Here is a 22913-nt window from a genome sequence, read left to right as displayed (position 1 = left end):
AATGGACGGCCCGGAAGAGGGCATCGGGTCAGAGGGCACGCCGCAGCCAGCCCTCGACGCTGGCGATATGGACCGTCGCCCATGATCGGACAACCTCCGGCTGCCGCGCCGTGCTGGCAATCAGAGTCACGGCATGCTGCTCGCGGGTCTTGGCCACCGCCCCCTTCTGCGTCAAGCCACGGCAGATCCGTGGCTTGAGCCGGGTGTGTAGCGCGATGCGCTCCATACGGCCCTCCTTTTGGGTCCGACCGGCGACGCGAAAGTCCACTACGGCAACACATCGGATGTCTATCAGCCCGATGGATGCCTCCGCAAGACCCCAGCCGAGCCCGTGAGCGGACGGGCGCATCAGCGGGTGTTTGGAAGTCTTCGTGATGGGTGGCGTGCCGCGCGCCGGTGATCCGATGCTCGTCCACAGTGGCCTGCTGCATCTGCTGGGAGGAAGACCAGGTCATCGAACGGATCCTCGTTGTGCTACGCCGAAGGCCCGCGCCGCCCAGGGCCGGGCCGCAGAACCCACGGCGGGCATCATCGACTCCCAAGGCGGCATAGCCTCCGGGACGGCCGACCAGGGCACCCGCGGCCATGACACGGGTAAGACGGCCGTAAACGGTTCGGCCCCGCCACCTCCGAAACGATGATCCGCTGGGCCGCGATCAACGGCATGCTCCGCCTCACCCGCGGCCGACCGGCGCGCCGTCAACGAGCTGGGACCCTCAACGGCCTCAAGACCTGACCCTTCTCAGCATGCGCTCAGCCGACGCACTCGGCCCGCCTTCTGCCTCGCGCGAGCGCCCCGATAGACATCGGATGTATTTTCGCGGGGCTACGGTGAAGGACGGCAACGGGTCGGGAGGTCGCCGCCGCGATCGCCTACCTGGCCAGCCCGCTGGCCGCAGCTACCACCGGCACGGTCCTCGCCGTCGACGATGGCCTGCACGGCCTGCGAATGCGCCCCACGTCACGGGTAGGCCGCCGACAGGGCGGTTGGGCGAGGTGGGTGGGTGCCGTCGGCGCGGCACCCTACCCGCCTCGTCTCGTCAGGGGGCCTCCACGCTGAGCCCGAAAACATGCAGCTTGGTGTGGACCGGCAGGGTCACCGCGACCAAAGTCTTGCTTGGGTCGGCGGCGACCACCTGGTGGAACCACCGCACCATCTTGGTGTCCGAGACACCGGTCCGCGAGTGCCGGTACGCTGCCTCGACCGCGATGGTCTCGCCATACGACGGCGTACGGGCCCAGTCCGTGAGCTTGAAGTCCACCTCGGCGGTGCTCCCGTCGAGATAGGTCAACAGCGCCTTCGCCGCGCCACCACCGCCGGTGCCAGCACCGAGAATGTGCAGGTTGGCAGCGTTGCCGGCTGGCAGCTCGACCTGCTGTCCCCGGCACACCACGTTGTTGGCCGCGCCAGGCGCGTAGCTGCCGAGCAACCAGGTCACCCGGTCTATCGTTCGCCGTCCCGACGCGGGCACCTCCTCTGCCGGGTAGGTGTAGCCCGACCCGTCGAAGTCGCCATCCGTCATCGCGTCGCGCGGGGACACCCCGTCGTTGTCAAAGAGCGCGGAGAGGTCTGCCGGCACGGTCACCCCGATCGGTGGCAAGGGCGCCAGCCCCCAGGGGGCCTGACCGGTGACCGGGACCGGCGAGACCTCGAGCTGCCGAGGGCTCGCCGGGGTCGTGATGACGACATCGTCACCGGCTGCCAGTTGGAGCACCAGGATCTCGCCGTCCCGATGCCATACGACGGACTTTGGCTGCCCCTCGGTCGACCTGATGGTGATCGGTCCGTCAACCAGACCGGGGAGGTGGAGGCGGCAGGGCTCCCCCGCCAGGCTTTGCACCCGTACCCAGGCCGTCCGCCCGGCAGTGCGCCGGGCGGAGATCACGAAGGCTCCCTCGGCCCGGAGCTGGTGGATCACGGCGTCCGACCAGGCGTCCGGCATCGCCGGAAAGACCCGGATCGTGTCGCCCCAGCTCTGCAGCAGCATGTCGTGCACCGACTGCGCGGCGGACAGCGGCGTCTCGATCACCGGGCCGGACTCGCGGTACATCGTGTTGGGCTGCACATACCGGTCCAGCAGGGTGTTCAGGAAGCTCAGGGCCTTGTTGCCCTGGCCCATCGATGAGCTCATCGAGGAGGCGCCGGTGAAGGTGTAACCCTGCAGGGCGCCCTCGAATCCCACCCAATGATCGAGCGACCGTTGCAGCAGCTCCTGCCGGGCAGGATCGGTCGGGTCGAAGAGGTAGAGCGGATAGAACCACAGCAGGTGTGAGTAGTGCCGGTGCGAGCTGGTGAGCCGGCGGTCGGCCCCGATCCAGAGACCGTCGCTGCCCTGCGGTGGCTCGACCAGCCGCGTGAGCACCTCCCGCCAGCGGGGCTGCAACTCGTCGGTGATGCCCAGCCGGTCACAGGCCCGCAGCAGGGTGGCGCAGCCCCAGGTCAGCAGGGCCAGGTCGTAGTTGCAGTCGCGGGTCGAGTCGTACTCCGGGGAGTAGGTTCGGGGCAGGTGCAGCTGGCCGTCCGCGCCCTCCTCGACGAAGTGCAGGTAGAAGTTCACCGCGCGGCGCAGTATCGGGAAGATGACCTCGCGCAGCAGGTTGTCGTCCATCGTGTGCCGGTAGGTGAGCCACAGGTTGTGCATCGCCCAGGGCAGGTTGCCGATCTCCGGGGTGCCCGATGTCGAACCGGGCAGCGCGGGGGTGCCGGTACGCAGGTTCTCCTGGGCGCTGCGGGCGATCACCGCGCTGTCTTCGCGGAGGGCGACCGGGGCGTTGAGGATCAGATTACCGCGATATTCATCAATGGAACGGGTCAGCGAGTCGAGTTCCCAGTGCCCGGTCGCGTTGATCAGCCAATACTCCAACTGGACGTTGAGGTTCCACCAGGTGGCCGGCCAGGGGGTGGGCTCCAGCCACTGTGCGGTCGTGGAGAGGACGGGGAACTCCCGCCGGGTGGCGCTGGCCATCTTGTAGAGCTGGATCCAATAGAAGGACTGCAGCCGCGCGTCGGGAATGGAGACGAAGCTCTTCGGGTAGAACTCGTGCCACCACTGCCGGTGTCCGTTACGCAGCCGGGCCAGCGGCGTTCGCGCCGCCCAGTCGAGGGTGGCTGCAGCGGTGGCTTCCGCACCCGAGTCCGGGTAGGAGTGAGCAACCGTGACCAGCAGGGTACGACTGCCGTCCTCCTCGGGCCGCGTCCGCCACTGTGTCACGGTCTGACCGCCCACGGCGAGCGCCTGGACGCATCGCCCGCGGTCGTTGCCCGTCTCCACCATCGGATCGGGGTTGACTCGAAGTCCGTCGGGCGCCGGCGGCTTGGCTTTCACCCGGGGGCTTTCGGCCTTGGCCGGCGTGAACGACCACGTCGCCGCCTCCGCCGCCTCGGGCAGCAGGTTGATGACCAGCACGTCGCGGACGGCGTGCACGAAGGACTCGATCCGGATCGCGCCCGCCGTGGTGGTCAGTGTCCCGGTCAGGGTGGCGTCGAACAGCGACAGCCGCAGGTCAGCGCCGGCGAGATCGCCCACCGTGTCGAGGGAGAGATGCCCGATGGGCAGTCTCGCCATGCCGAAGGTGCTGCCCTTGTCGTCCTGGTGGTCGCGCACCCGGTTGTCGCCGAGCACGAAGACCAACGGCCCGTTCCGCTCGATGCGGTACATCGACGCGCCCAGCCCGCCATTACCCATGAACGGCGATTGGTAGAAGTTCTTGGGGATGTCGCCCCAGGTCAGATCCTGCTCCCGCAGGTACGCCGACCAGGCGTCCTCGGTGCGCATCCGGTCCTGGAACGGGCGGGCGGGCGCCTCGCCGGCCAACGCCTCCCCAGCCCATCCGGTGGTCAGTCCCACCGCCCCGAGGGAGCCGACCCCGGCGAGGAAGGCTCGGCGCGACGCCGCGGGCTGGAGCGGAGAGTCACAGCTATGTTCTGGATGGGTCGTCATTGATTTTCCTCACCTCGCGCAGACTTGCACCTCGGCCAGTGGCCGCAGGCCGTTTCCCTTGACCGCGGGGGCATCAGTCGAAGGCCCCCGCCTGCCAGCGGGTGACCTCGTCCGCCGTCAGGACTCTGGGGAAGATCGCTGCTCGGTCGACCGCGCCGGTCAGTCGCTGGCCACCGTTCTGGTCGGCGCCGAAGCGCAGTTGCCGGGTGGCGCAACCGTTGATGCCGTCCTGGGGAACCTGGGCGGACCCGGCCACCGCGCCGTCGATGTACACGGTGATCGCGCCGGTACGGGCCATCACGATCACCAGGTTCAGGTAACGCCCGGTCGGCACGGTGGCGGTCGTCGTCACGTTGCGGCCGGACCCGATGAACCGCACCTGGTTGCTCGGCGTCAGGTCGATCAGCACCCCGTCCGTGCCCGGGTTGCCGGACGGCTGGAAGTCGAACAACCGCCGGTAGGAGCCGGAGGTGGTCACCTTCACCTCGGCGGCGAACGTCGCCTCCTTGAGGAATCCGAGCGAGGTGGGCGACGTACGCCAGTAGGTGTTGCCGTCGAACACCATCGCGCTGCCGGTCGGGCCGGCGCTGTCGTAGGTCGCCGTGCCCTGGACCGTCGCGTCGCGGTGGTAGGTCGACGTGTCGCCGACGGTAGAGCCGGACGTCGGGTTCCAGGCGACGAGCGGCTGGTTCGCCGGGGGCACCGCACAGGGCGGCGGCAGGTCGATCTCGACCTGGGTGACGGCAGCCGCCTGCCATCCGTCGCCGGTCAGCACGGCCCGCACCGGCTCGTTCGTCCTGCTGCCAGCGATCGGGGTGACCTGGAAGGTGTAGGTCCGCGACTCGCCCGCCTGGATCGGCAGGACCTTCACCCGGGCCGGCTGGTAGGTCCAACCCTCGGGTAGCCGCAGCGTCAGTTCGCCGGCGGGTACGGTCTTGTCCGGCGCGGACACGGTCACGTCGGCCGGGAACGCCTGACCGTCCTCGACCTTCGCCGGCGCCCGCACATCCATGATGGCCAGGGATACGGCGACATAGCGGTGGCCCGCTACGGCGTCGAAGCTGATTTCCTGGCCGTCGCGGTTGATGTCGATCTTTTTACCCGTGGTGGCGTCAACGACCTGGAAGCGCCCGCTGAAGAGGCTGCTGCGTACCCGCAGCGGCCCGGCCTGTCCCGCGTGGACCGCGATCCGGGTCGCGGCTCCCCCGGTCCAGTCGGCGTCGACGGTCACGTCACCGCGGGCCCGCAGGCCGGTGACCGAGCCGTCCGGCCAGAAGTCGGGTACGGCCGGCAGCACGTCGACCACGCCGTGCTGGCTCTGCAGCAGCATCTCCGCCACACCGGCGGTGGCACCGAAGTTGCCGTCGATCTGGAACGGCGGGTGGGTATCCCACAGGTTCGTCAGCACGCTGTTCTTCAGCAACTCGGAGAGCATCTTGTGCGAGTGGTTGCCGTCGAGCAGCCGGGCCCAGAAGTTGATCTTCCACGCTTTGCTCCAGCCCGTCCCGCCGTCACCACGCGCGGTCAGCGAGACTGCCGCCGCCTTGGCGTATTCCGGAGTCGACAGCGGCGAGATCTGCCGGCCCGGGTGCAGCCCGAACAGGTGCGACACGTGTCGGTGGTCATTCTTCGGGTCGTCCCAGTCCGCCTTCCACTCCTGGAGCTGCCCCCACGAGCCGATCCGGGTGCCCGGGTCGAGCCGATCGAGCGTCTGCGCGACCTCGGCGCGGAAGTCCGTCTCGTCACCGAGCGCAGCGGCGGCCTCGGATACGTTGGTCAGCAGGTCCCAGATGATCTGCTGGGACATCGAGGCGCCGGCGGAGAAGTCGCCCTGCTCCGGCGAATAGCTCGGGCTGACCACCAGCCTACCGTCGCGTGGGTCGACGACCAGCTCGTCCATCCAGAACTGCGCGAGCTGCTTCATGACCGGGTACGCGCGGTCACGCAGGAATGCCTCGTCCCGAGTGAACAGGTAGTGCTCGTAGTAGTGCTGGGCCAGCCAGGCCGCTGCCTCCGGGAACCAGAACGCGGTCGCCCAGTCGTGTACGCCGGTGAAGCCGAACGGGTTGGTCTCGTTGTGCACCACCCAGCCACGGTTGCCGAACATCTCCCGGGCGGTGACCTGGCCCGGTGCGACCATGCCGTCGACGTAGTCGAACAGCGGGTCGGTGGTCTCCGCCAGGTTCGTCGTCTCCGCCGGCCAGTAGTTCATCTGCAGGTTGATGTTGACGTGGTAGTCGGCCGACCAGGGTGGGCTGGTGGAGTTGTTCCAGACGCCCTGCAGGTTTGCCGGCAGCGAGCCACCGCGCGACGAGGCGACCAGCAGGTAGCGGCCGTACTGGAAGAACAACACCTCCAGGGCCTTGCGAGCGGCCGGGGTTGCCGAGCCGTCGCGGTAGCTGTTGAGCAGCTGGTCGGTCGGGATCGCCGGCATCTGCTGGCCGACGTCGAGCGTGACCCGGTCGAACAACGCCCGGTAGTCGGTCACGTGGGCCGTGCGCAGGGCGCTGAAGGACTTGGCCGCGGCGGTGTCCACCCGCGCGGTCACGGCGTCATGCGGATCCGGGCCACGGTATGTCGGATACGCGTTGGCATAGTCGGTGCCCGCCGCCAGCATCAGGGTCACCGAGTCGGCACCGGTCACCGTGATGCTGCCGTCGGGGTTGTCCACCCGCTGGCCGCCGATGTTGACGACCTGGAGCTGCGACTCGAAGCGCATCGCGTTGTCGTTGAGCCGGCCCGAGAGGGTGATCCGGCCGTCCTTGGCGGACAGGCTCTTCGAGCGGTTGGTTGGCGCAGTCACGGATGTCGTGAAGGCAACCGCGCCGGGCTGGTCGGCGCTGATCCGGGCGACGAGCACGCTGTCCGCCGCGGACGCGAAGTACTCCCGGGAGTAGCGCACGCCGCCGGCGGTGTAGGTAACCCCGGCGGTGGCGTCGGAGATGTCGAGGTAGCGGCGGTAACCGGTGATGCTGGTTGGTGCGTCGATCATCGACAGGCGTACGTCACCGAAGGTCTGGTACGCGCCGAAGCCGCTCTTCGGCTGCCCGAGCTTGCTCGCCACCCACGACGGGCTGACCCGCTGCTCCGCCTCGATGCGCCGCTGCACCTCCTCGAGGGCGTCGGGTCGGGGGCTGGTCCAGTTGCCGTAGTTGTAGCCCTGTTGGGATCCGGGTCCTCCGGTCCACAGTGTCTTTTCGTTGAACTGCAGCTGTTCGGTGGCTACACCACCGAAGACGGCCGCGCCGAGGGCGCCGTTGCCGATCGGCAGCGACTGCGACTCCCAGTTGGTCGCGGGCTTGTCGTACCAGAGGGTCATGCCGTTGGAGTGGGACGGCGCCGCTTGGGGCGCTGCCGGGGCGAGCGCGGCGGTGCCGGCCTTGGCCGGGACGGCCGCTAGGCCGATCGCGGCGCAGAGGACGGCGCCGAGCAGGCCGGCCAGGCCAGCCCGCCGGTTGTCAGCACGGTGAATCACACGGTCCTCCTTGCTGGTCAGGCGTGACGTGCGCGACTTGTGGTCCGCGCTGAGCTCGGCAGGGGCGGCGCCGAGCTCAGCGCGGTGGCTAGAAGACCTGGACCTCGGCCAGGGAGAGGGGATTCTCGCCGGCGAGTTGGATGCGCACGTAGCGCCCCTTTTGGCCAACGTCGGTCACTGTGGGTGAGCCTGCCTGCGCGGAATGGTGGTTGGCCCACACCCCGGGTTGCGCGAGCGCCTCGTCGAGCGATCCCGCCTGGAACGGCTCCTCGGAAATCAGCAGGTAGTAGTCGGTCAGCCGGGCAGCGCAGCAGTCCGTCCGGTTCCAGATCGCCACCTCGTCGATCTGCTGCACCGCTCCGAGGTCGACCTGCCACCACGGTTGGCGCTGGGCAGCGGTGTGGGTGACCGATCCGGCACTCCACACCCCGTTGGTGTTGCCATCCACCGCCCGGCTCGGGATCCCGCCCGAGCTGACGCTCGACTGGGTGGCGGTCTTGCCCAGAGCCAGGTTGGGCCGCGACACCGTCACCCGTACCGGCACGGTCAGCTTCCATTCGTCGGTGGTAACGATCGCGGTGATGGGGTACGAGCCGTCCGCTGCCGCCTTCGGTATCCGCACCGTGAACACCGCAGTCGCCGAGTTGCCCGGCTGAATGGGCCGGTTTCGCACCGAGGTGGGTGTGGCCGACCAGCCGTCGGGCAGTTCGAGGCGGGCCTGGGTGGCGGGCACCGTCTGCCTGTCGGACGCCGCGACCGTCACCGCGACAGGCAACTCGGCACCCGGGCGCTGGGCATCCGTGGACGCCGCCACCGCCACCGTCGCCTGCGCGGCGATGCGGTAGCTCTCCCCCGCGCTGGTCGGCAGCGTCAGCAGGTCGCCGTCGACCCGGTAGTCGGCGGGCTTGCCGTCAGCTTTGTAAACCCACACCTTGCCCCGGAACATGTCGCTGCGCAGCGTGGCACGGCCGCCCTTGTCCGAGGTCAGCCGGATCTCGGTCGGCATGCCCGACCGCCAGGTGGTGCCGAGGGTGAAGGCGCCGCGGGCACGCAGCCCGTCCACCCGGCCATCGCGCCACGTGCTCGGAAGCGCGGGCAGCACGTCGATCGTGCCCAGGTGGCTCTGCAGCAGCATCTCGGTGATCCCCGAGGTCGCGCCGAAGTTACCGTCGATCTGGAACGGCGGGTGGGTGTCCCACAAATTGGGCAGCGTGCTCGACTTGAGCTGGTCGGCGAGGAGTTTGTGAGCCCGATCCCCGTCCAGCAGCCGGGCCCAGAAATTGATCTTCCAAGCTTTACTCCAACCGGTACCCACGTCGGTGCGCGCATTGAGCGACACCTTGGCCGCCTCGGCGAGCTCCGGGGTGGTGCGGGGCGAGATCTGCCGGCCCGGGTGCAGCGCGAACATGTGGGAGACGTGCCGATGCGTCTCCTTCGGGTCGTCGCGATCGATCTTCCACTCCTGCAGTTGCCCCCACGAGCCGATCCGCAGCCCCGGATCGAGGTCCTTCAGCACCTGGTCCGCCTTGGCCACGAACGCGGTGTCCCCCGTGATCGTGGCGGCCTCGTGGAGGTCGGTGAACAGATGCCAGAGGATCTGCTGGGACATCGACGCGCCGGCGGTCGCGGGACCGAGTTCGGGCGAGCGGCTCGGCGTCGATACCAGGGTCCCGTCTCGAGGGTCGGTCTGCAGCGACTCCAGCCAGAACTGTGCGGTCTCCTTCATCACCGGGTACGCGACCTGACGCAGATAGCGCTCGTCGAGGGTGAAACGGTAGTGGTCGTAGAGCTGATCCGAGAACCACGCGCCAGACTCGGGGAAGAAGTAGGCCGGGTGGTCCCAGGCCCCGGTCCAGCCGTAGATGTTGGAGGCGTGGTGTGCCACCCAGCCCTGTTCCACTCCGTAGAGTTGTCGAGCCGTGACGCGACCGGGCTTCCGCAGGCTGTCGATGTAGTCGAAGAGCGGTTCGGCGGTCTCCGACAGGTTGGTCATCTCGGCCGGCCAGTAGTTCATCTGCAGGTTGATGTTGAGGTGGTAGTCGGACTGCCACGGCGGGGCTTCGAGGTTGTTCCAGACGCCTTGCAGGTTTGCCGGCAGCGACCCGGGCCGCGACGAGGCGATCAACAGGTAGCGGCCGTACTGGAAGAACAACTCCTCCAACGCCCGGTCGGCTGACACGGATCCCCGGCCGTACTGGCCGAGCAGTTGGTCGGTCGGAATGTCCGGCAGCTTCCCGGCGAGGTCAAGGCTGACCCGGTCGAACAGCGCGGCGTAGTCCGCCTGGTGGTCGGCGAGCAGTGCGGCGTATCCCTTGGCCGCGGCACTGTCGACGGCGGCGGTCAGCCGCTCATGGGGAGCGGTGCCGCGGTAGGTGGGGTAGCTGTTGGCGTAGTCGGTCCCGGCCGCGAGGATCAACAGCACGCTGTCCGCGCCGGCGACGCTCACCGTGCCGTCCGATCCGTCGGTCCGGCTGCCGCCCTGGTTGACCACCTGCAGTTGCGACTCGTACCGCAGCCCGTTGCTGTCCAGCGCACCAGTCATGGTGATCCGGCCGGCACTCGCGGTCACCGCGCGCGAGCGATTGGTCGGCGCGGTCACCCGCGCGGTCAGGTCGATCTGTCCGGGCCGGTCGGCGCTGATCCGCGACACGATGACCCCGTCAGGGGAGGTCGCGAAGTACTCACGCGTGTACCGGATGCCGTTGTCGACGTAGGAGACACCTGCGACGGCTCGGGAGATGTCGAGATCCCGGCGGTAGTCGGTGACCGACGTTGACGCGCGGGGAAAGTCCAGCCGCACGTCGCCGAAGCTCTGGTACGCGCCGAATCGGCGGTGGCGAGGTGAGTCCGACGGCAAGCCGAGTGCCTTCAGCACATCGTTCTCGGAGATCGCACCCTCGTCCCAGATTCGCTGCCGGATCCCGTCGAGTGCCCCCGGGCGCGGCGATGCCCAGTTGCCGAAGTTGTAGTCGCTCACCCCTGGGCCACCGGTCCACAGCGACTTCTCATTGAACTGCAGCCGCTCGGAGCGCACTCCCCCGAACACCGCCGCGCCCATGTTGCCGTTGCCGATGGGCAGGGACCGGGTCTCCCAGCCGTTGTCAGTGTCCGGGGTGGGCTGGTCATACCAGAGGCGCAGCTCCGAATTGCCCTCGGCGGCGACGCTCGCCCCGGCACCGAGCGACAGTGCCTGCGCCGGACTGGCTTGCGCAGACGAGACGCCAAGGCTCGCGCACATCACGGTGATCAGCAGGCCGGCTAGTGCTCGCTTGCGCATCGCAACCCCCATAGCCACAGACATCCGATGTGTCTCGGGACACTATCCGGCATCGATGGACATCGGCAAGGGTTCGGATACAGGAACAAGCGACGAATGATCTGATCTTTGGGGGGCGGCAGCGCCACGAGCAGATTGCCCGCGCCGTTCGGCCGAGTTCGGTCGAACGGCGCGGGCGATCCAGGCCGGCAGCTCAGCTCGGGCGCCGACCGAACACCTCCACTTCGGCGAGCGACAACGGATCGCTGGCCGAGGTCAACTGCACCCGTACGTAGCGGCCGGTCATGCCGACGGGGATGCGAGTGGGGCTCGCGGCGGTCTCGGGGTGATGGAAGGCCCGCACGCCCGGCTGGGCCAGCGTCCCGGCCACCGAGTCGCTGGTGAACGGCGTATCGGAGACGAAGACGTAGTAGTTGCTCAGCCGTGTGGAGCAGCAGTCGGTGCGGTTCCACAACGCGATCTCGCCGATCTGGTAGCTCTGCTGAAGATCGACCTGCCACCATGCCTCGGACTCGGGTTGAGCGGTGTGGGTGACCGACCCCCCGCTCCACACGCCGTTGGTGTTGCCGTCCACTGCGCGTTCGGGGTTCCCGTTGCTGCCCTGGTAGAGGCTCTTCTGGCTGGCGGGTTTGCCGAGCGCGAGGTTGTAGTCGAAGCCCACCAGGAGCGACCTGTGGACCTGGTACGTGGTCCGGCCGAAGGAGGCGCTTGCGGTGAGCGTATAGCGGTCCGGCTCAGTGTTCGCCGTTGGTCGCACCTGGAACTCGACGGTGCGTGACGCGCCGGCGGGAAGCTCCTTCACCACTGTCCGCTCGGGAGTCACCGACCAGCCCGGCGGTACCTGCAGGGCCAGGCGGCCGTCGGGGGCCGTCACCTTCGACGGGTTGGTTACCGTCAGCTTCGTCGTGAACGGCAGCCCCGGTTCGGTGTTCTTCGGCGCGTCCAGCTTCGTACGCAGCACCTGCCGCACCTCGGGGGTGGTGATCTTAAAGGTGTACGCGTGGGTGCTGGTCGTGGCGGACGCGCCGTCACCGGGCATGGAGATCGTTACCGCGCCGTCGCTCTTTCGCCAGGGCAGCGCCCGCCCGTTCGAGCCCAGTAGAGTGATCGTGCTGTTGTTTGCCAGTGGCAGGTCGTCAGAGAGAGTCAACTCAGTGCCCGGCCACTGCAGTGCGGTCACGTAGAGGGCTTCGTCCTTGACGGTGTAGCGCACCGGGACGTTGCTGCGGGCATCCTCGGCGTGGTTCCAGTAGGTGCTGCCGTGGATCGCCTCTCCGTTGGTCTTCAGCCAGGAACCGAGCGCCCGTACGCGCTCGGCCTGCACCTCGGGGATCGTGCCGTCGGCCTTCGGTCCGAGGTTCAGCAGCAGGTTTCCGTTCTTGCTGACGATGTCGACGAAGCTGTCGATGAGTTCATCGGCGCTGAGGTAGTCGTCCGGGCCTTCCTCGGCGTTGTAGCCGAAGGACTTGCCGAGGCCGCGGGTCGCCTCCCACTTCTGTGGGTTGATGTCGGCTTCCACCCGGTACTCCGGCGTGGTGAAGTCGGAGATCCCGTTGCCGCACCGGTTGTTGACGGTCACGTCCTTCGGATTCGGTCGGTTCTTGGCCCGGTTGAAGTAGTAGGCCATCAGTTCGTTGCTGTTGTTCGGCCCGTTGAGGTCGCACCAGAAGATGTCCGGGTCGAAGCGGTCCACCAGTTCGCGCATCTGCGGATACTGGTGGTCCATCACGTAGCTGTGGACCGGCTTGTACCCGGTGTACGGGATCGACTCGCGGGTGTACGGGTTGATCGGGCCGTTCCGTTCGCGGCCCCCGGCAGGGTGGTACCACTCGGGCAGCGAGTAGTAGAGCCCCTTCTTCAGCGGATAGTCCTCGGCGGCGTCGAACAACTCCCGGACCAGGTCACGGTGCGGTCCGAGCGCGACGGTGGATCTGTCGGTGGTGGCGGTGTCCCACAATGCGACTCCGTCGTGGTGTTTCGAGACGAGTACGAAGTACTTCGCTCCGCCCTCGACGAACAGGTCCAACCAGTCCTGCGGTTTGAACTTGTCCGGCTTCCACTGCTCGATGAATCGGTCGTACGGGAAATCCTCGCCGTACGTGTCGGCGTGGTGGCGGTGCGTCGGGGTGGTCTGTTTGTTCATCTCGCTCCAGTACCACTCCGCGTACGCCCGACCACCGCTCTTCGGCGCGAAGGCCGGCACCGAGTACGGGCCCCAGTGGATGAAGAAGCCGAGCTTCGCGTCATCGAACCAGCGAGGAGCCTGATGCCGGTTGAGTGATTCCGGCGTCGGCTCGTAGTCCGGCTCGGCGCTGGCCTGGGTCTGCGACGTGGTCAGGATCGGTGCGGACGGATTCGCCGCCGCCACCGGCGTGGCCAGCGACAACGTGACCAGCGTAGTGAAGGCGATCGAGATGGGGGTCTTACGCACGGGAAGGCACCTCCTTTTGGTCAGCGACTCACTGGTGGCTGTGGCAGGCCAAAGACCGGGGCGTCGCCGAGCGGGGCGACGTCGCGCGGCGCCAGATCCGGGCTGCTGCCGCGTCGAGTGATGACCGCGCTCGCCCCTACCGGCAGCTGCAGCGAGATCGTGGCGCGGCCCTGCGCCCGCCACGGCACCGGCCGATCACGTTCGTCCCGTACGTCGATGTCACCGTCGATGCCGTGCTGCAGCAGCAGCGGCTGGCCCGCTTCGCTGTGGATGCGGACCCAGTCGGTACGGCCGTCGCTGCGCGAAGCGTCGAGGAGGAACGCCCCCTGGGTGCGGAGTCCGGCGATCGACGCGTCCGGCCATCTGCCGGACACGGCCGGGAAGACCTTGACCACGCCGCCGGAGCTCTGCACGAGCATGTCAAGCACCGACTGGGCGGCGGCCAGAGGGCTCTCGATGGCGAAGTTGCTGCCTTCGCGGTACATGGTGTTCGGGGTGAGCTGGGTGCTGTCGACGATGTTGCCATCGAGGAAGAAGGTCAGGAAGTCAAGAGCCTCCTCCGGTGAATCCATCACCGAGGCCATCGACGAGGCGGCCGCATAGCTGTAGCCGTGCCAGCGGTTCTGCATGCTCCGCCAGCGGTCGAACGTACGCCGCATGATCTCCCGGTCATCGGGGCGGTCCCACCGCTTCTCCTGCAGTGGGTAGAGCCAGAGTAGGTGGGAGTAGTGCCGGTGCGACTCGGCCAGCGGGACCCCGTCGCCGATCATGACGCCGTCGGCATTTTGGTGATACGGCACCAGCCTGTCGAGAATGTCGCGCCACTGGCCGAGTTTCGGATCGGCGATCCGTAGCTGCTGCGCGGAGTCGATCAGGGTGGTGCAGCCCCACCAGATCAGGGACAGGTCGTACGTGCAGTCGGCCGCGTCGGCGTACTCCGGAGAGCGGGTCATCGGCAGATGCAGGCGGCCGTCGGATCCGTCCGCGAGGAAGTGGGCGTAGAAGTTCACCGCCTTGCGCAGGATCGGGAAGAGCACGTCTCGCAACACCTGCTGGTCCAGGTGGTGCCGATAGCTGAGCCAGACGTTGTGCAATGCCCAGATCAGGTTGCCGGTCTGGTCGGTGACCTGCTGCCCGGGGATGCCGACGGTCCTCGTGCCGCCCGGTCGCAGCATCCGATCGCCGGGGTGGGACAGCGCGTAGGTCTCCCCGTCGCGGTATTCCGGCTCGACCGACAGTTCCAGGTTGTGCTCGAAACGCCGGAAGGTTGTGGTCACCGAATCGAGCTCAAGGTGATTCGAGCCGTTGATCAGCTGATAGGCGGCCTGGACGTTCGTGTTCCACCACACCGCGGTCCAGCTGTTTCCCTTCTCCGGGAACCACGGCCCCCAGATGGCCAGCACGGGCGCGTCGGCGCGGGTGGCCGAGGCCATCTTGTAGAGCTGGCTCCAGTAGAAGCGCTGCACATGCTTGTCGGGCACTGATACCAGGCTGCGGGTGTAGTACCGGTTCCACCAGTTGCGGTGGGTGCGGACCAGGGCGTCGGGGTTGGCGGTCATCGCCTGCCGCACGTGCGGGCTTGCCCCGCGCGAGGTTGGGCCAGAACACCTCGACCTGGACCGGCACCTGAATCGACCACTCGTCTGAAGCGACCACAGCGGTCAACTCGTACCGGCCGTCGGGGGTCCCCGCCGGGATATTGACGGTGAATTTGGCAGCCGCCGAACCACCGGGGCGGATCGGCTTGAGGCCGACCGACTCCGGGTCAGTCCTCCAGTCGGCCGGGACCTCCAGTCGCACCCGCGTCGCTGGCATGGTCAGCTGGTCCTCGGCGCGAAGTGTGACCGACATCGGAACGGATGAGTTCGGGAGTTGCGTTGCCGCGGGCTCATCGACCGTCACCACCGCCTGGGCCACGATCCGATACTCCTGGCCGGCCCGGGTGGGCAGCGTCAGCGTGTCCCCGTCGATACGGTGATCCGCCGGCCGCCCGTCTGCGCGGTAGACCCTCACGGGCGCGCTGAACATCTCGTTCCGCAGCGTGGCCACCCCGTCCGTGCTCGGGGCAAGACGAATCTCTGTGAGCAAGCCCGATCGCCAGGTGATCCCCACGGTGTACGAACCCTCGGCGGCAGAAAGACCGTCTTTCTCGCCATCTCCGGAATCCACCGGAATCACGTCGCCATCGATGCGCAGCGCACGCATGTTGGGTTGGTCCGGCAGTAGCCTTACCGTGGTCGCTCCGTCGCTTTCGCGCCCGTCTGCTGCTACTGCGGTGACCCGGAAAGTAGCTTGGTCAATCTTCTCAAGGTCGGCCGATTCGTAGACGAAACTGGTCTTCTTAACATCAGACGCAACCAGCTCGTACTCCGGCGCGCTTCCGACGGCGCGAAAGACGTTGTACGTCGCCGCATCGTCGCTGCCCTTCCACGAAAGCTTGACCATGTCCTTTAGATCGAGGTCCACCTTCAGATCAGAAGGTGCCGAGATAGGCTTCTCGGCCGGAATGGAGGTGATGACGTAAGTTTGCCCCTTGGCGGTCTCGAGCCTGATTTGATCTCGACCTTTCGCGACGAAACTCACGTCCTGGCCGTCGGACGTCTTGACAACCGCGTCCTTGATGTTGGCGTACCGCAAAGTCAAGGGGCCGCCCGCCTTGGAGAGGATGTCGAACTGATCGGCCTGACCGCCGGACCAGCGTGCTGAGACCTCAAAGTTGCCACGTGCGAGCATTCCGCGGTAACTGCCGTCTGCCCACGCTTTCGGCAAAGCGGGCAACGGCGCCACGACATAGTCGTTGCTCTGCAGGAGCATTTCGCTTACACCTGCGGTGGCACCGAAGTTTCCATCAACCTGAAACAGCTTGTTTGTGTAGGAGTCTCGATGGTTGTTGAACAAGTTGTGCATCAGGTGTTTCTTGATGAGATAGTTGTAGAAGTAGTACGCCTCATCTCCGTTTCCAGCTCGTGCCCACGTGCCAATTCTTTCCGCTTGGGCCCAGCCTGTGCCGCCGACCCTGCCGCGCTTGGTCAGTGATACCTTGGCGGCGTCTCGCCATGCAGGAGTCGAGGCATTGATCAACTGCCCAGGATAGAGACCAAGAAGATGGGAGATGTGGCGGTGAGCGGGATCACCGATGTCACCGTAGTATTCCTCCTCGCGGTACTCCTTGATCTGTCCGGACTTACCAATCTTTATGGGGTCGAGGAGAGGTAGCTGGCCCCTCAACTTGTCAAGGACATTATCAGAACGACCGAGTACCTCTGCAGCCATCAGAGTATTGCGATGGTTCTCGTAAATCATCTGCTGATCGAAGGTGGTGCCAATCGACTGCAGGCTGTCCGCGTTCTCGGGAGAGGCCGATGGATCTGCCAGTAGATAGCCATCGTGGGCTCGCACGAACCGGGACAGGAAGTTCGCCTGGCCGTACATGGCAGGGTAAACGACGTCCTCGAGAAGTTTCTTATCGCGAGTGTAGTCGTAGTAGTCCCAGAACAGCATCGCGGTCCATGCCCCAGTGCCAAAGCCAGAATGAGACGACTTTCCGGAGCCGTTGTATGGCCACGTCGAGTTACCCATGGACCATCCGTTGTCTCCGCCGGGGTCGAGCTGAGAAGGGTTGTACCGCTCGATATATTGGGTGGCGTACTTCTTCTGCCGCGGCAGGTACGTGTTGTAGTAGCCGATGTAGGATTCAAACAGCTCGGGCATGTTGGTGGAGAAGGCCGGCCAGTAGTTCATCTGGAGGTTGACGTTGTGCCAGTAGCCTGACCTCCACGGCGGATCCTGATATGCGTTCCAAATTCCTTGGAGATTGGGCGGCAGCGTGCCTGCCCTCGAGGAACAGATCAACAGGTAGCGCCCGAACTGGAATGCGAGTTCTTCAAGGTATGGGTTCGAGTCACCATTGCGATAGGCATCGATAAGTTCATCAGTGGGGGCGGCCGGCACCTGCGAACCGAGATCGAAGTTGACCCTGTCGTAAAGTTCGGTGTAGTCCGCCTGGTGTGCGGCTAGCAGCTCGTCATAGGACTTCGCTGAGGCGTCGGCCAGGTACTTGGTTACCTTGGCGTGGGGATGCGGAAATCCCTTGAGTTTGTCCAGCCTGTTCTCGGCGGATATCACTTGGCTGTCTAGCCTATAGTTTGTGCCTACGGCGATTAGGATGACGGCGCCATTGGCACCGGACACGGAAATTGTGCCGTTGTCATTGGCTCCATCGTTGTGCGCCTGCATAGTTCCGCCGTCAGGAACGACTTTGAACTGCCCTTCAAATTGAAGGTTGTAGTACTGCATGACGCCGGAGAGCGTAATGGTGTCATCCTTCGCCACAACCGTGCCACTCTTGCCACGGTTGTCGCCGGGCTGCTGACGATATTCAGTCAAGTACGGGATGGTGGGGCGAAGGGTGAACGACAGCTTTTCCGCGTCGGATGCCCTGAGGCGGACCACCATGACCTTGTCGGGATAGCTGGTGAAGTACTCCCTGCTGTACTCGACTCCATCATGTTCGTACTGAACACGAGACACACCCTCGTTTAGTGCCAGCTCCCGCCGGTACTTGTTAGTCTCGTTATGATCAAAGTCGATATAGACTTCGCCAAAGCTGTTGAGGCCTCCGATGGTATTGTTCGAGTCCTGTGTGCTGTTCTCGGTGATCTGGATCCGGTCCGTTTTGGTGCCACCGAAGAGATTGGCCCCCATGTAACCGTTTCCCATGGGGATGGAACTGTCCACCCAGCCGTCGTTACTGTCGGCCGCGGGTTCGTCATACCACAGCTTCAGAGCTTTAGATTCGGTTCCCGTGAGGAAGCTCGTGCTCTCTTCGGCTGAAGCGGTCGAGGCATGGGCTAGCCCTGTACAAGCGAGCAGCGCGGCCGCCAGCGTGGCCGCGAGGGCCGCCACCCGGGATGCGGGACGGCGCGCGGGCGGCGACGTGGCCAAGGGTGGTGCGTGGCTCATGGTGCCCTCCATTCGGTTCGGCGGGACGCCGCCATCAGTCGGCGCAGTAGACCTTGGCGCCACCCCAGTCGGCGTGGTCGTGGTTGTTGTTGTCCGGGCCGGTGCCGGTGGTCAGGGTCAGCACGTGCACGCCGGAAACGTCCACGTCGAGGTGCTGTGCCGGCTGGTTGCCGAGGATCACCTCGGTGGCCGCGAGTTGCTTCTGACCGTCGCCGAGGACGCCGAAGGTGACCGATCCCCGTCCGCGGGTCTCGTCGTTGATGCCGACCTCGGCGGTGAAGCGGCTGCAGTTGGCGCCCAGGTAGTAGGTCACCTCGGCGGGCGCGTGGGTGGCGATCCCCTTTGCGTAGGTCACGCCGGCGATCTTGATCGGTTTGCCGTCGACGCTCTTGTCGATCCCGAGGCGACCCCAGCCGACGTGGGCGGTCAGCGGGTGAAGGTCACTGATCCACCGCTCGCCGCGGGGAGTCTCGGCGAGGGTGACCCCGCCGTACCCCGGCGTCTGGCGCTGCTCGCCGGCGACTGTGCGGAAGCTCGCGGACGCGGTGAAGGGGTAGGCGCCGTTGCTGGCGTCGGTCGGGGCGGTGACGGTGAAGCTGGCGGTGACGGTCCGCCCCCGCGGCACGCTGTCGAACCGGGTCGGGTCCTGCGCCCGCGCGGACCAGCCGTCCGGCACGTCCAGCCCGACCTCGACGCGTTGGGCCGGTGTGACGCCGTCGTTGGTGAAGTCGACGCTGGCGGTGAACGTCGCGCCTGCGTCGACGTACCCGGTGGTGTCGGTGCGGACGTCGAGGAAGGTCGCTGGTTCGTACTGCGCCGGCCGAGACTGGCGGATCACGAACATCCGGGAGCCGTGCGAGGGGATGGAGGCCCGGACGTCGCCGGTGGTCTCGGTCGTGGCATCGGACCAGACGTCGCGCATGGCGTACGCCGGTGCCGGGGGCAGCCCGAGCTCCGCGGCGGTGGTGGACACCTGTCCGCCCGAAGGGCCGCGGTTGAACAGGACGACGGCCGCGCCGCCGTCGGAGAGCGGCTTGGCCCACACCTCGAGGTCACCCTCGTCGGCGGTCTTGTACCCCTGGACGCCCGCCCAGTCCTGGTTGACCGCGATGACGTCAGGGTCGGCCAGCAACGCCAGTGTCGTCGCGTTCATGTTGCGCAGATCGTTGCCGGCGATCAACGGCGCGTTGAGCAGGCTCCACAGGCTCATGTGTGAGCGATACTCCGTCGTCGACATGCCGCCATTGCCGACCTCGAGCATGTCGGGGTCGTTCCAGGCGCTCGGGCCGGAGTACTTCTCCAGCCCCACCTGCTGGTCGAGGATGGACACGACACTGCCCCAGTTGTCGCTGATGTCGCCCGTCGTCCGCCAGTAGTGGCCCAGCTCGGCGGCCCACTCCCCCGGCCGGTTGGCGCCCCACTCGCAGATCGAGTACACGATCGGGCGGCCGGTCGCGGCGAGCGCCTCGGCCATCACGGTGTAGCGCTCGATGGCCGGCACGCCCTGGTTGTTGCAGTTGTCGTACTTGAGCAGGTCCACCCCCCACTCCGCGAACCGCTGCGCGTCCTTGTCCTCGTAACCGAGGCTCGCCGGCCGCCCCTGGCAGGTCTTCGTCCCCGCCGACGAGTAGATACCCAGCTTCAGCCCGCGCTCGTGCACGTAGTCGGCCAGCGCCTTGATGCCGCCGGGGAACCGCTGTGGGTCCGACTGCAGGTAGCCGTTCTCGTCACGCTCCGGCGCCATCCAACAGTCGTCGATGTTGACGTACTCGTACCCCGCCGCCCTCATGCCGGAGCCGACCATGGCGTCCGCGGTCTGCCGGATCAGGCCCTCGGTGATGTTGCAATGGAACTTGTTCCAGCTGTTCCACCCCATGGGCGGGGTCGGGAGCAGCGGGAGCTTCTGGAACGCGGCCTCGGCACGGGCCTGCCAGTGGGCGGCGCCGGCGGCGCGGACGGCGCCAGCGGGCACCGGCGTCGCCAGCAGCGCGGTCACCAGTCCACCCAGCAGTACGGCAGTGACGGCGGGGCGCGCCGCGCCACGGGTCACTTTCCTCATGGTGGCCTCCCTGGGTTCGAGCTAGGACGTGAACGACAGGAGCTGGGCGTTGGCCCAGTCCGCGTGGTCGCTGTTGATGCCGTCACCGGCGTCGGAAACCTCCAGCCGGAGCGTGTCGTGCCCCGACACGTCGACAAGGACCTGCTGCGGCGTCGAGTACGGCTCGCCGCGCATGACGTCGCTGTCGTACAGCAACTCCCCGTCGCCGTAGACGCGGAACACCACGGTGGCCGGCGAGCCGCGCTTGGCGTCGTCAACGCCGATCACCGCCCTGAAGAGCCGGTCGCTCGCACCCAGCCGGTAGACGACCGCCGACGTGGCGTGAACGCCCAGACCCTTGTCGTACCGGGTGCCGCCGAGCCGGATGTTCCCGCCGGAGATGGCCTTGTCTCGGCCGATCGTGCCCCAGCCGACGCTGGCCGACTCCCAGTTCAGGTCGCTGAGGTACACCGCTGACGACAGGTCGACCGCCGCTTCGACGGCCGCCGCGCTCGGCTCGCCGGCGCCGAGGGCGTTGACCCCCACCACCCGGTATTCGAACGGCCCGTTGCTGCGTGACGCGGTGGGGTCCAGGTAGCTGCTGCCGGTGACGCCGTCGGCGATCGTGGTGAAGGCGGAGCCGGCGGCGCGGCGCTGCACGGCGTAGGTCGCGGCGCCCGGCACGGCGTGCCAGGCGACGAAGACGGAATCGTCCGACATCCGGTAGGCGGTGACACCGGCCGGCTGGGCGGGCGGTTCGGTGACGGCGGTACGGAAGGTCAACGGCGCCCCGTCAACCGTGATGCTGCCACCGGTGGCCGTGGTGGTGGCGTCGACCTTCCAGTGGTAGACGGTCCCCGGCTCCAGCCGGGGCACCACCAGCGCGGTGTCCGTTGTCGTCTGGTAAACCACCACCGACTGGAACCGCTCGTCCTCGGCCACGATCAGCCGGTAACGGTCCGCCTGGTACGACGGCGTCCACTGGAAACGCACGTGCGCCGGCGGTACCGATACGTCGTTGTCCTTCGGCGCCCGGGCGGCGAAGGCGTGCGGGCCGCTGGTGTCGGCCTCGCCGACGTCGGTGTGGGCGGGCACGATGCTGACGGCGGTACCCGCGGGCAGGCTGAGGGTGATCCGACCGTCGGTGACCTTCGCTTGGCGTTGGATCCGGGTGAGGCCGTCGAGCCCGATCCGGTAGACGTCCACCGCGCCCACGCCGTGCCAGTCCGCGGGCAGCCGCCACGTCCGGGCGTGGTACCCGTCGGCCGAGTAGGCGACAATTTCCCGGTGCCGGTTGTTCCACAGGGCCGGCGTGAAGACGTCGTCGCCGTCGCGCAGCACCAGGTCGCCACGGGTGATCCGGAGACGGCCGTCGACGTAGCGGCTGGTCACGTCGTCGGAGAAGGTGACCACGCCGCCGGTGTCGGACAGCCGGTCCAGCCGATTCAGGTAGTACCAGACGAGCGTGGTCCTGGCGAACTCGTCCAGGAACCCGCCTAGTTTCGCCGGGTCACGCTTGATGATCGACTCACCTTGCATGCTGGTGCCGAATCTGGCGTCCCCGCCCGCGCCGCCGATGTGCAGGGTTGGGGGGATCTTCATCTGGTCGACGCCCCGGAAGTGCCACGACATGGGTTGCAGGCCGAGCAGCGGATCCTTGCGGTAGCTGTAGGCGAACTCCGACGTCACGTCGACCCCGCGGTCCCGCCAGTAGCGCATGATCTTCTTCTGGGTCGCGACCTCCTGGTCGGTCGTGATGCCGTGGTACGGGCTGATCGGCTCCGTGCCGTAGCCGGGGATGTACTGGTGGAAGGCGTCGACGTGGACGGTGCCGATTTCGGTCATGTCGACCATCTCGAACAGCTTGTCGATCCGTTTCTGCGTCAGCCCGGCTTCCCATTCCAGCGTGTAGCTGATCGGGTGGCCCCAGACGTACTCGCGCAGCGACCCGTCCTTGTTGCGGGCGATCACGTCAGCCTTTCGGTAGGTGTCCCAGAGCGGACTGGCGGCGCTGGCGTCGAGCATGTTGATGTGGAAGCTGACCGTGGTGTTGTACTGTCGTGCCTCCTGGATCAACCAGCGCAGGCTTTCCAGCGCCGTCTCGTCCTGGGGGCGCTTGAGCTTCGGGTTGACCACGTCCCAGGCGGGGTAGCCGGTGTCGTGCCCGTCGTACTGCCAGCCGACGAGGTAATAGATCTTTGGGATGCCGCGGGTCAGGTTGTCGACCTTCCTGATGACCTCGAGCGCCTGTTCGAAGGTCAGGGACACCCGACCCTTGTTGTCGGCCATGAACATCTTCATGGTCAGGGTCTGGTGGTAGTCGTGCCGGAACGGCCGGGCCGGCTCCGGCAGCACGGTCACGTCGAGGTGGCCGGTGGCGGTGGTTCCGCGGAGGGTGACCGTGGCGGTCAGGGTGGTCTCGCCAGGTGTCACTGTTCCGGCCTGCACGTTGCCCGAGGCTCCCTCAATGCTGGCCGCGGCGACGGTGGGTTTGCTGCTGCTGACGGAGATGTACGCCTCATCGAGATCGGCGGTGGCCCCGTCGCTCATGGTGCCGCTGATTTGTAGGGGCGTGCTGCCGTCCAGCGGCAGGCTTGCGTTTCCGACCTGCACCGTCACCGACGACAGTTCGGCGGCCTCGGTTGCCTGGGCGGCCACCGGAGCGCTGGTCACCGCGGCGAGGCCGACGACCAGCAGGGTGCTGGCGCTCGTCAGCAGCCGACGGTGCCTGTGGTTCCTACCGAACATGGAGATCCTCCAGGCGTCTCCGGTTCTGGCTTCCTGCCAGA

9 protein-coding genes and 1 pseudogene are annotated in these 22913 nt (G+C 66.9%); 1 reads left to right on the top strand and 9 read right to left on the bottom strand.

Annotated features, from left to right (window positions below):
• Positions 1 to 28 precede the first annotated feature (28 nt).
• Positions 29 to 226, bottom strand: a complete 198-nt coding sequence (locus ABZ783_RS29600; RefSeq protein WP_357443832.1) for a hypothetical protein — start codon at positions 224 to 226, stop codon at positions 29 to 31.
• Positions 227 to 847: 621 nt separating this feature from the next.
• Here ABZ783_RS29600 and ABZ783_RS29595 point away from each other — a divergent pair.
• Positions 848 to 1060 (top strand): annotated as a pseudogene (locus tag ABZ783_RS29595) (hypothetical protein); the annotation flags it as partial.
• Here the strand turns inward: ABZ783_RS29595 and ABZ783_RS29590 are convergent.
• The 8 genes from ABZ783_RS29590 to ABZ783_RS29555 all read right to left on the bottom strand — a co-directional run bounded on the left by ABZ783_RS29590 (position 1041) and on the right by ABZ783_RS29555 (position 22872).
• The gene (locus ABZ783_RS29590; RefSeq protein ID WP_357443830.1) at positions 1041 to 3848 is read right to left on the bottom strand and encodes a glycoside hydrolase family 95-like protein; all 2808 of its coding nucleotides are present in this window, start codon (positions 3846 to 3848) and stop codon (positions 1041 to 1043) included. The pseudogene ABZ783_RS29595 and the gene ABZ783_RS29590 overlap by 20 nt on opposite strands.
• A 166-nt stretch (positions 3849 to 4014) precedes the next feature.
• On the bottom strand, positions 4015 to 7416 hold the full coding sequence (locus tag ABZ783_RS29585; protein ID WP_357443828.1) for a glycoside hydrolase N-terminal domain-containing protein: 3402 nt from the start codon (positions 7414 to 7416) through the stop codon (positions 4015 to 4017).
• A gap of 88 nt (positions 7417 to 7504) precedes the next feature.
• A complete protein-coding gene (locus ABZ783_RS29580) occupies positions 7505 to 10693 on the bottom strand; it encodes a glycoside hydrolase N-terminal domain-containing protein (protein ID WP_357443826.1) in 3189 nt (1062 codons plus the stop codon).
• Positions 10694 to 10886: 193 nt separating this feature from the next.
• Positions 10887 to 13124: an alpha-L-fucosidase gene (locus ABZ783_RS29575; RefSeq protein WP_357443824.1), complete on the bottom strand. Its 2238-nt coding sequence runs from the start codon at positions 13122 to 13124 to the stop codon at positions 10887 to 10889.
• Between the two features lie 20 nt (positions 13125 to 13144).
• Complete coding sequence (locus ABZ783_RS29570; protein ID WP_357443848.1) at positions 13145 to 13543, bottom strand: glycoside hydrolase family 95-like protein; 399 nt, start codon at positions 13541 to 13543, stop codon at positions 13145 to 13147.
• Positions 13544 to 14411: 868 nt separating this feature from the next.
• Positions 14412 to 18086 carry a glycoside hydrolase N-terminal domain-containing protein gene (locus ABZ783_RS29565; RefSeq protein WP_357443822.1) on the bottom strand — a complete coding sequence of 1225 codons (3675 nt, stop codon included), beginning with the start codon at positions 18084 to 18086 and terminating at the stop codon, positions 14412 to 14414.
• A 34-nt stretch (positions 18087 to 18120) separates the two neighbouring features.
• Positions 18121 to 20145: an NPCBM/NEW2 domain-containing protein gene (locus ABZ783_RS29560; RefSeq protein ID WP_357443820.1), complete on the bottom strand. Its 2025-nt coding sequence runs from the start codon at positions 20143 to 20145 to the stop codon at positions 18121 to 18123.
• Positions 20146 to 20166: 21 nt separating this feature from the next.
• A complete protein-coding gene (locus tag ABZ783_RS29555; RefSeq protein ID WP_357443818.1) occupies positions 20167 to 22872 on the bottom strand; it encodes an NPCBM/NEW2 domain-containing protein in 2706 nt (901 codons plus the stop codon).
• Between the last annotated feature and the right edge of the window lie 41 nt (positions 22873 to 22913).

The sequence above is a fragment of the Micromonospora sp. NPDC047738 genome (assembly GCF_040642675.1).
In the GTDB taxonomy this organism is placed as follows: domain Bacteria; phylum Actinomycetota; class Actinomycetes; order Mycobacteriales; family Micromonosporaceae; genus Micromonospora.
This window is presented reverse-complemented; position numbering and strand designations above follow the sequence as displayed.

Coding starts and splice junctions, on each gene's coding strand:
- ABZ783_RS29580 (WP_357443826.1), bottom strand. CDS start 10,693: ATGCGCAAGCGAGCACTAGCCGGCCTGCTGATCACCGTGATGTGCGCG.
- ABZ783_RS29560 (WP_357443820.1), bottom strand. CDS start 20,145: ATGAGGAAAGTGACCCGTGGCGCGGCGCGCCCCGCCGTCACTGCCGTA.
- ABZ783_RS29600 (WP_357443832.1), bottom strand. CDS start 226: ATGGAGCGCATCGCGCTACACACCCGGCTCAAGCCACGGATCTGCCGT.
- ABZ783_RS29570 (WP_357443848.1), bottom strand. CDS start 13,543: ATGCTCGTGCAGAGCTCCGGCGGCGTGGTCAAGGTCTTCCCGGCCGTG.
- ABZ783_RS29565 (WP_357443822.1), bottom strand. CDS start 18,086: ATGAGCCACGCACCACCCTTGGCCACGTCGCCGCCCGCGCGCCGTCCC.
- ABZ783_RS29555 (WP_357443818.1), bottom strand. CDS start 22,872: ATGTTCGGTAGGAACCACAGGCACCGTCGGCTGCTGACGAGCGCCAGC.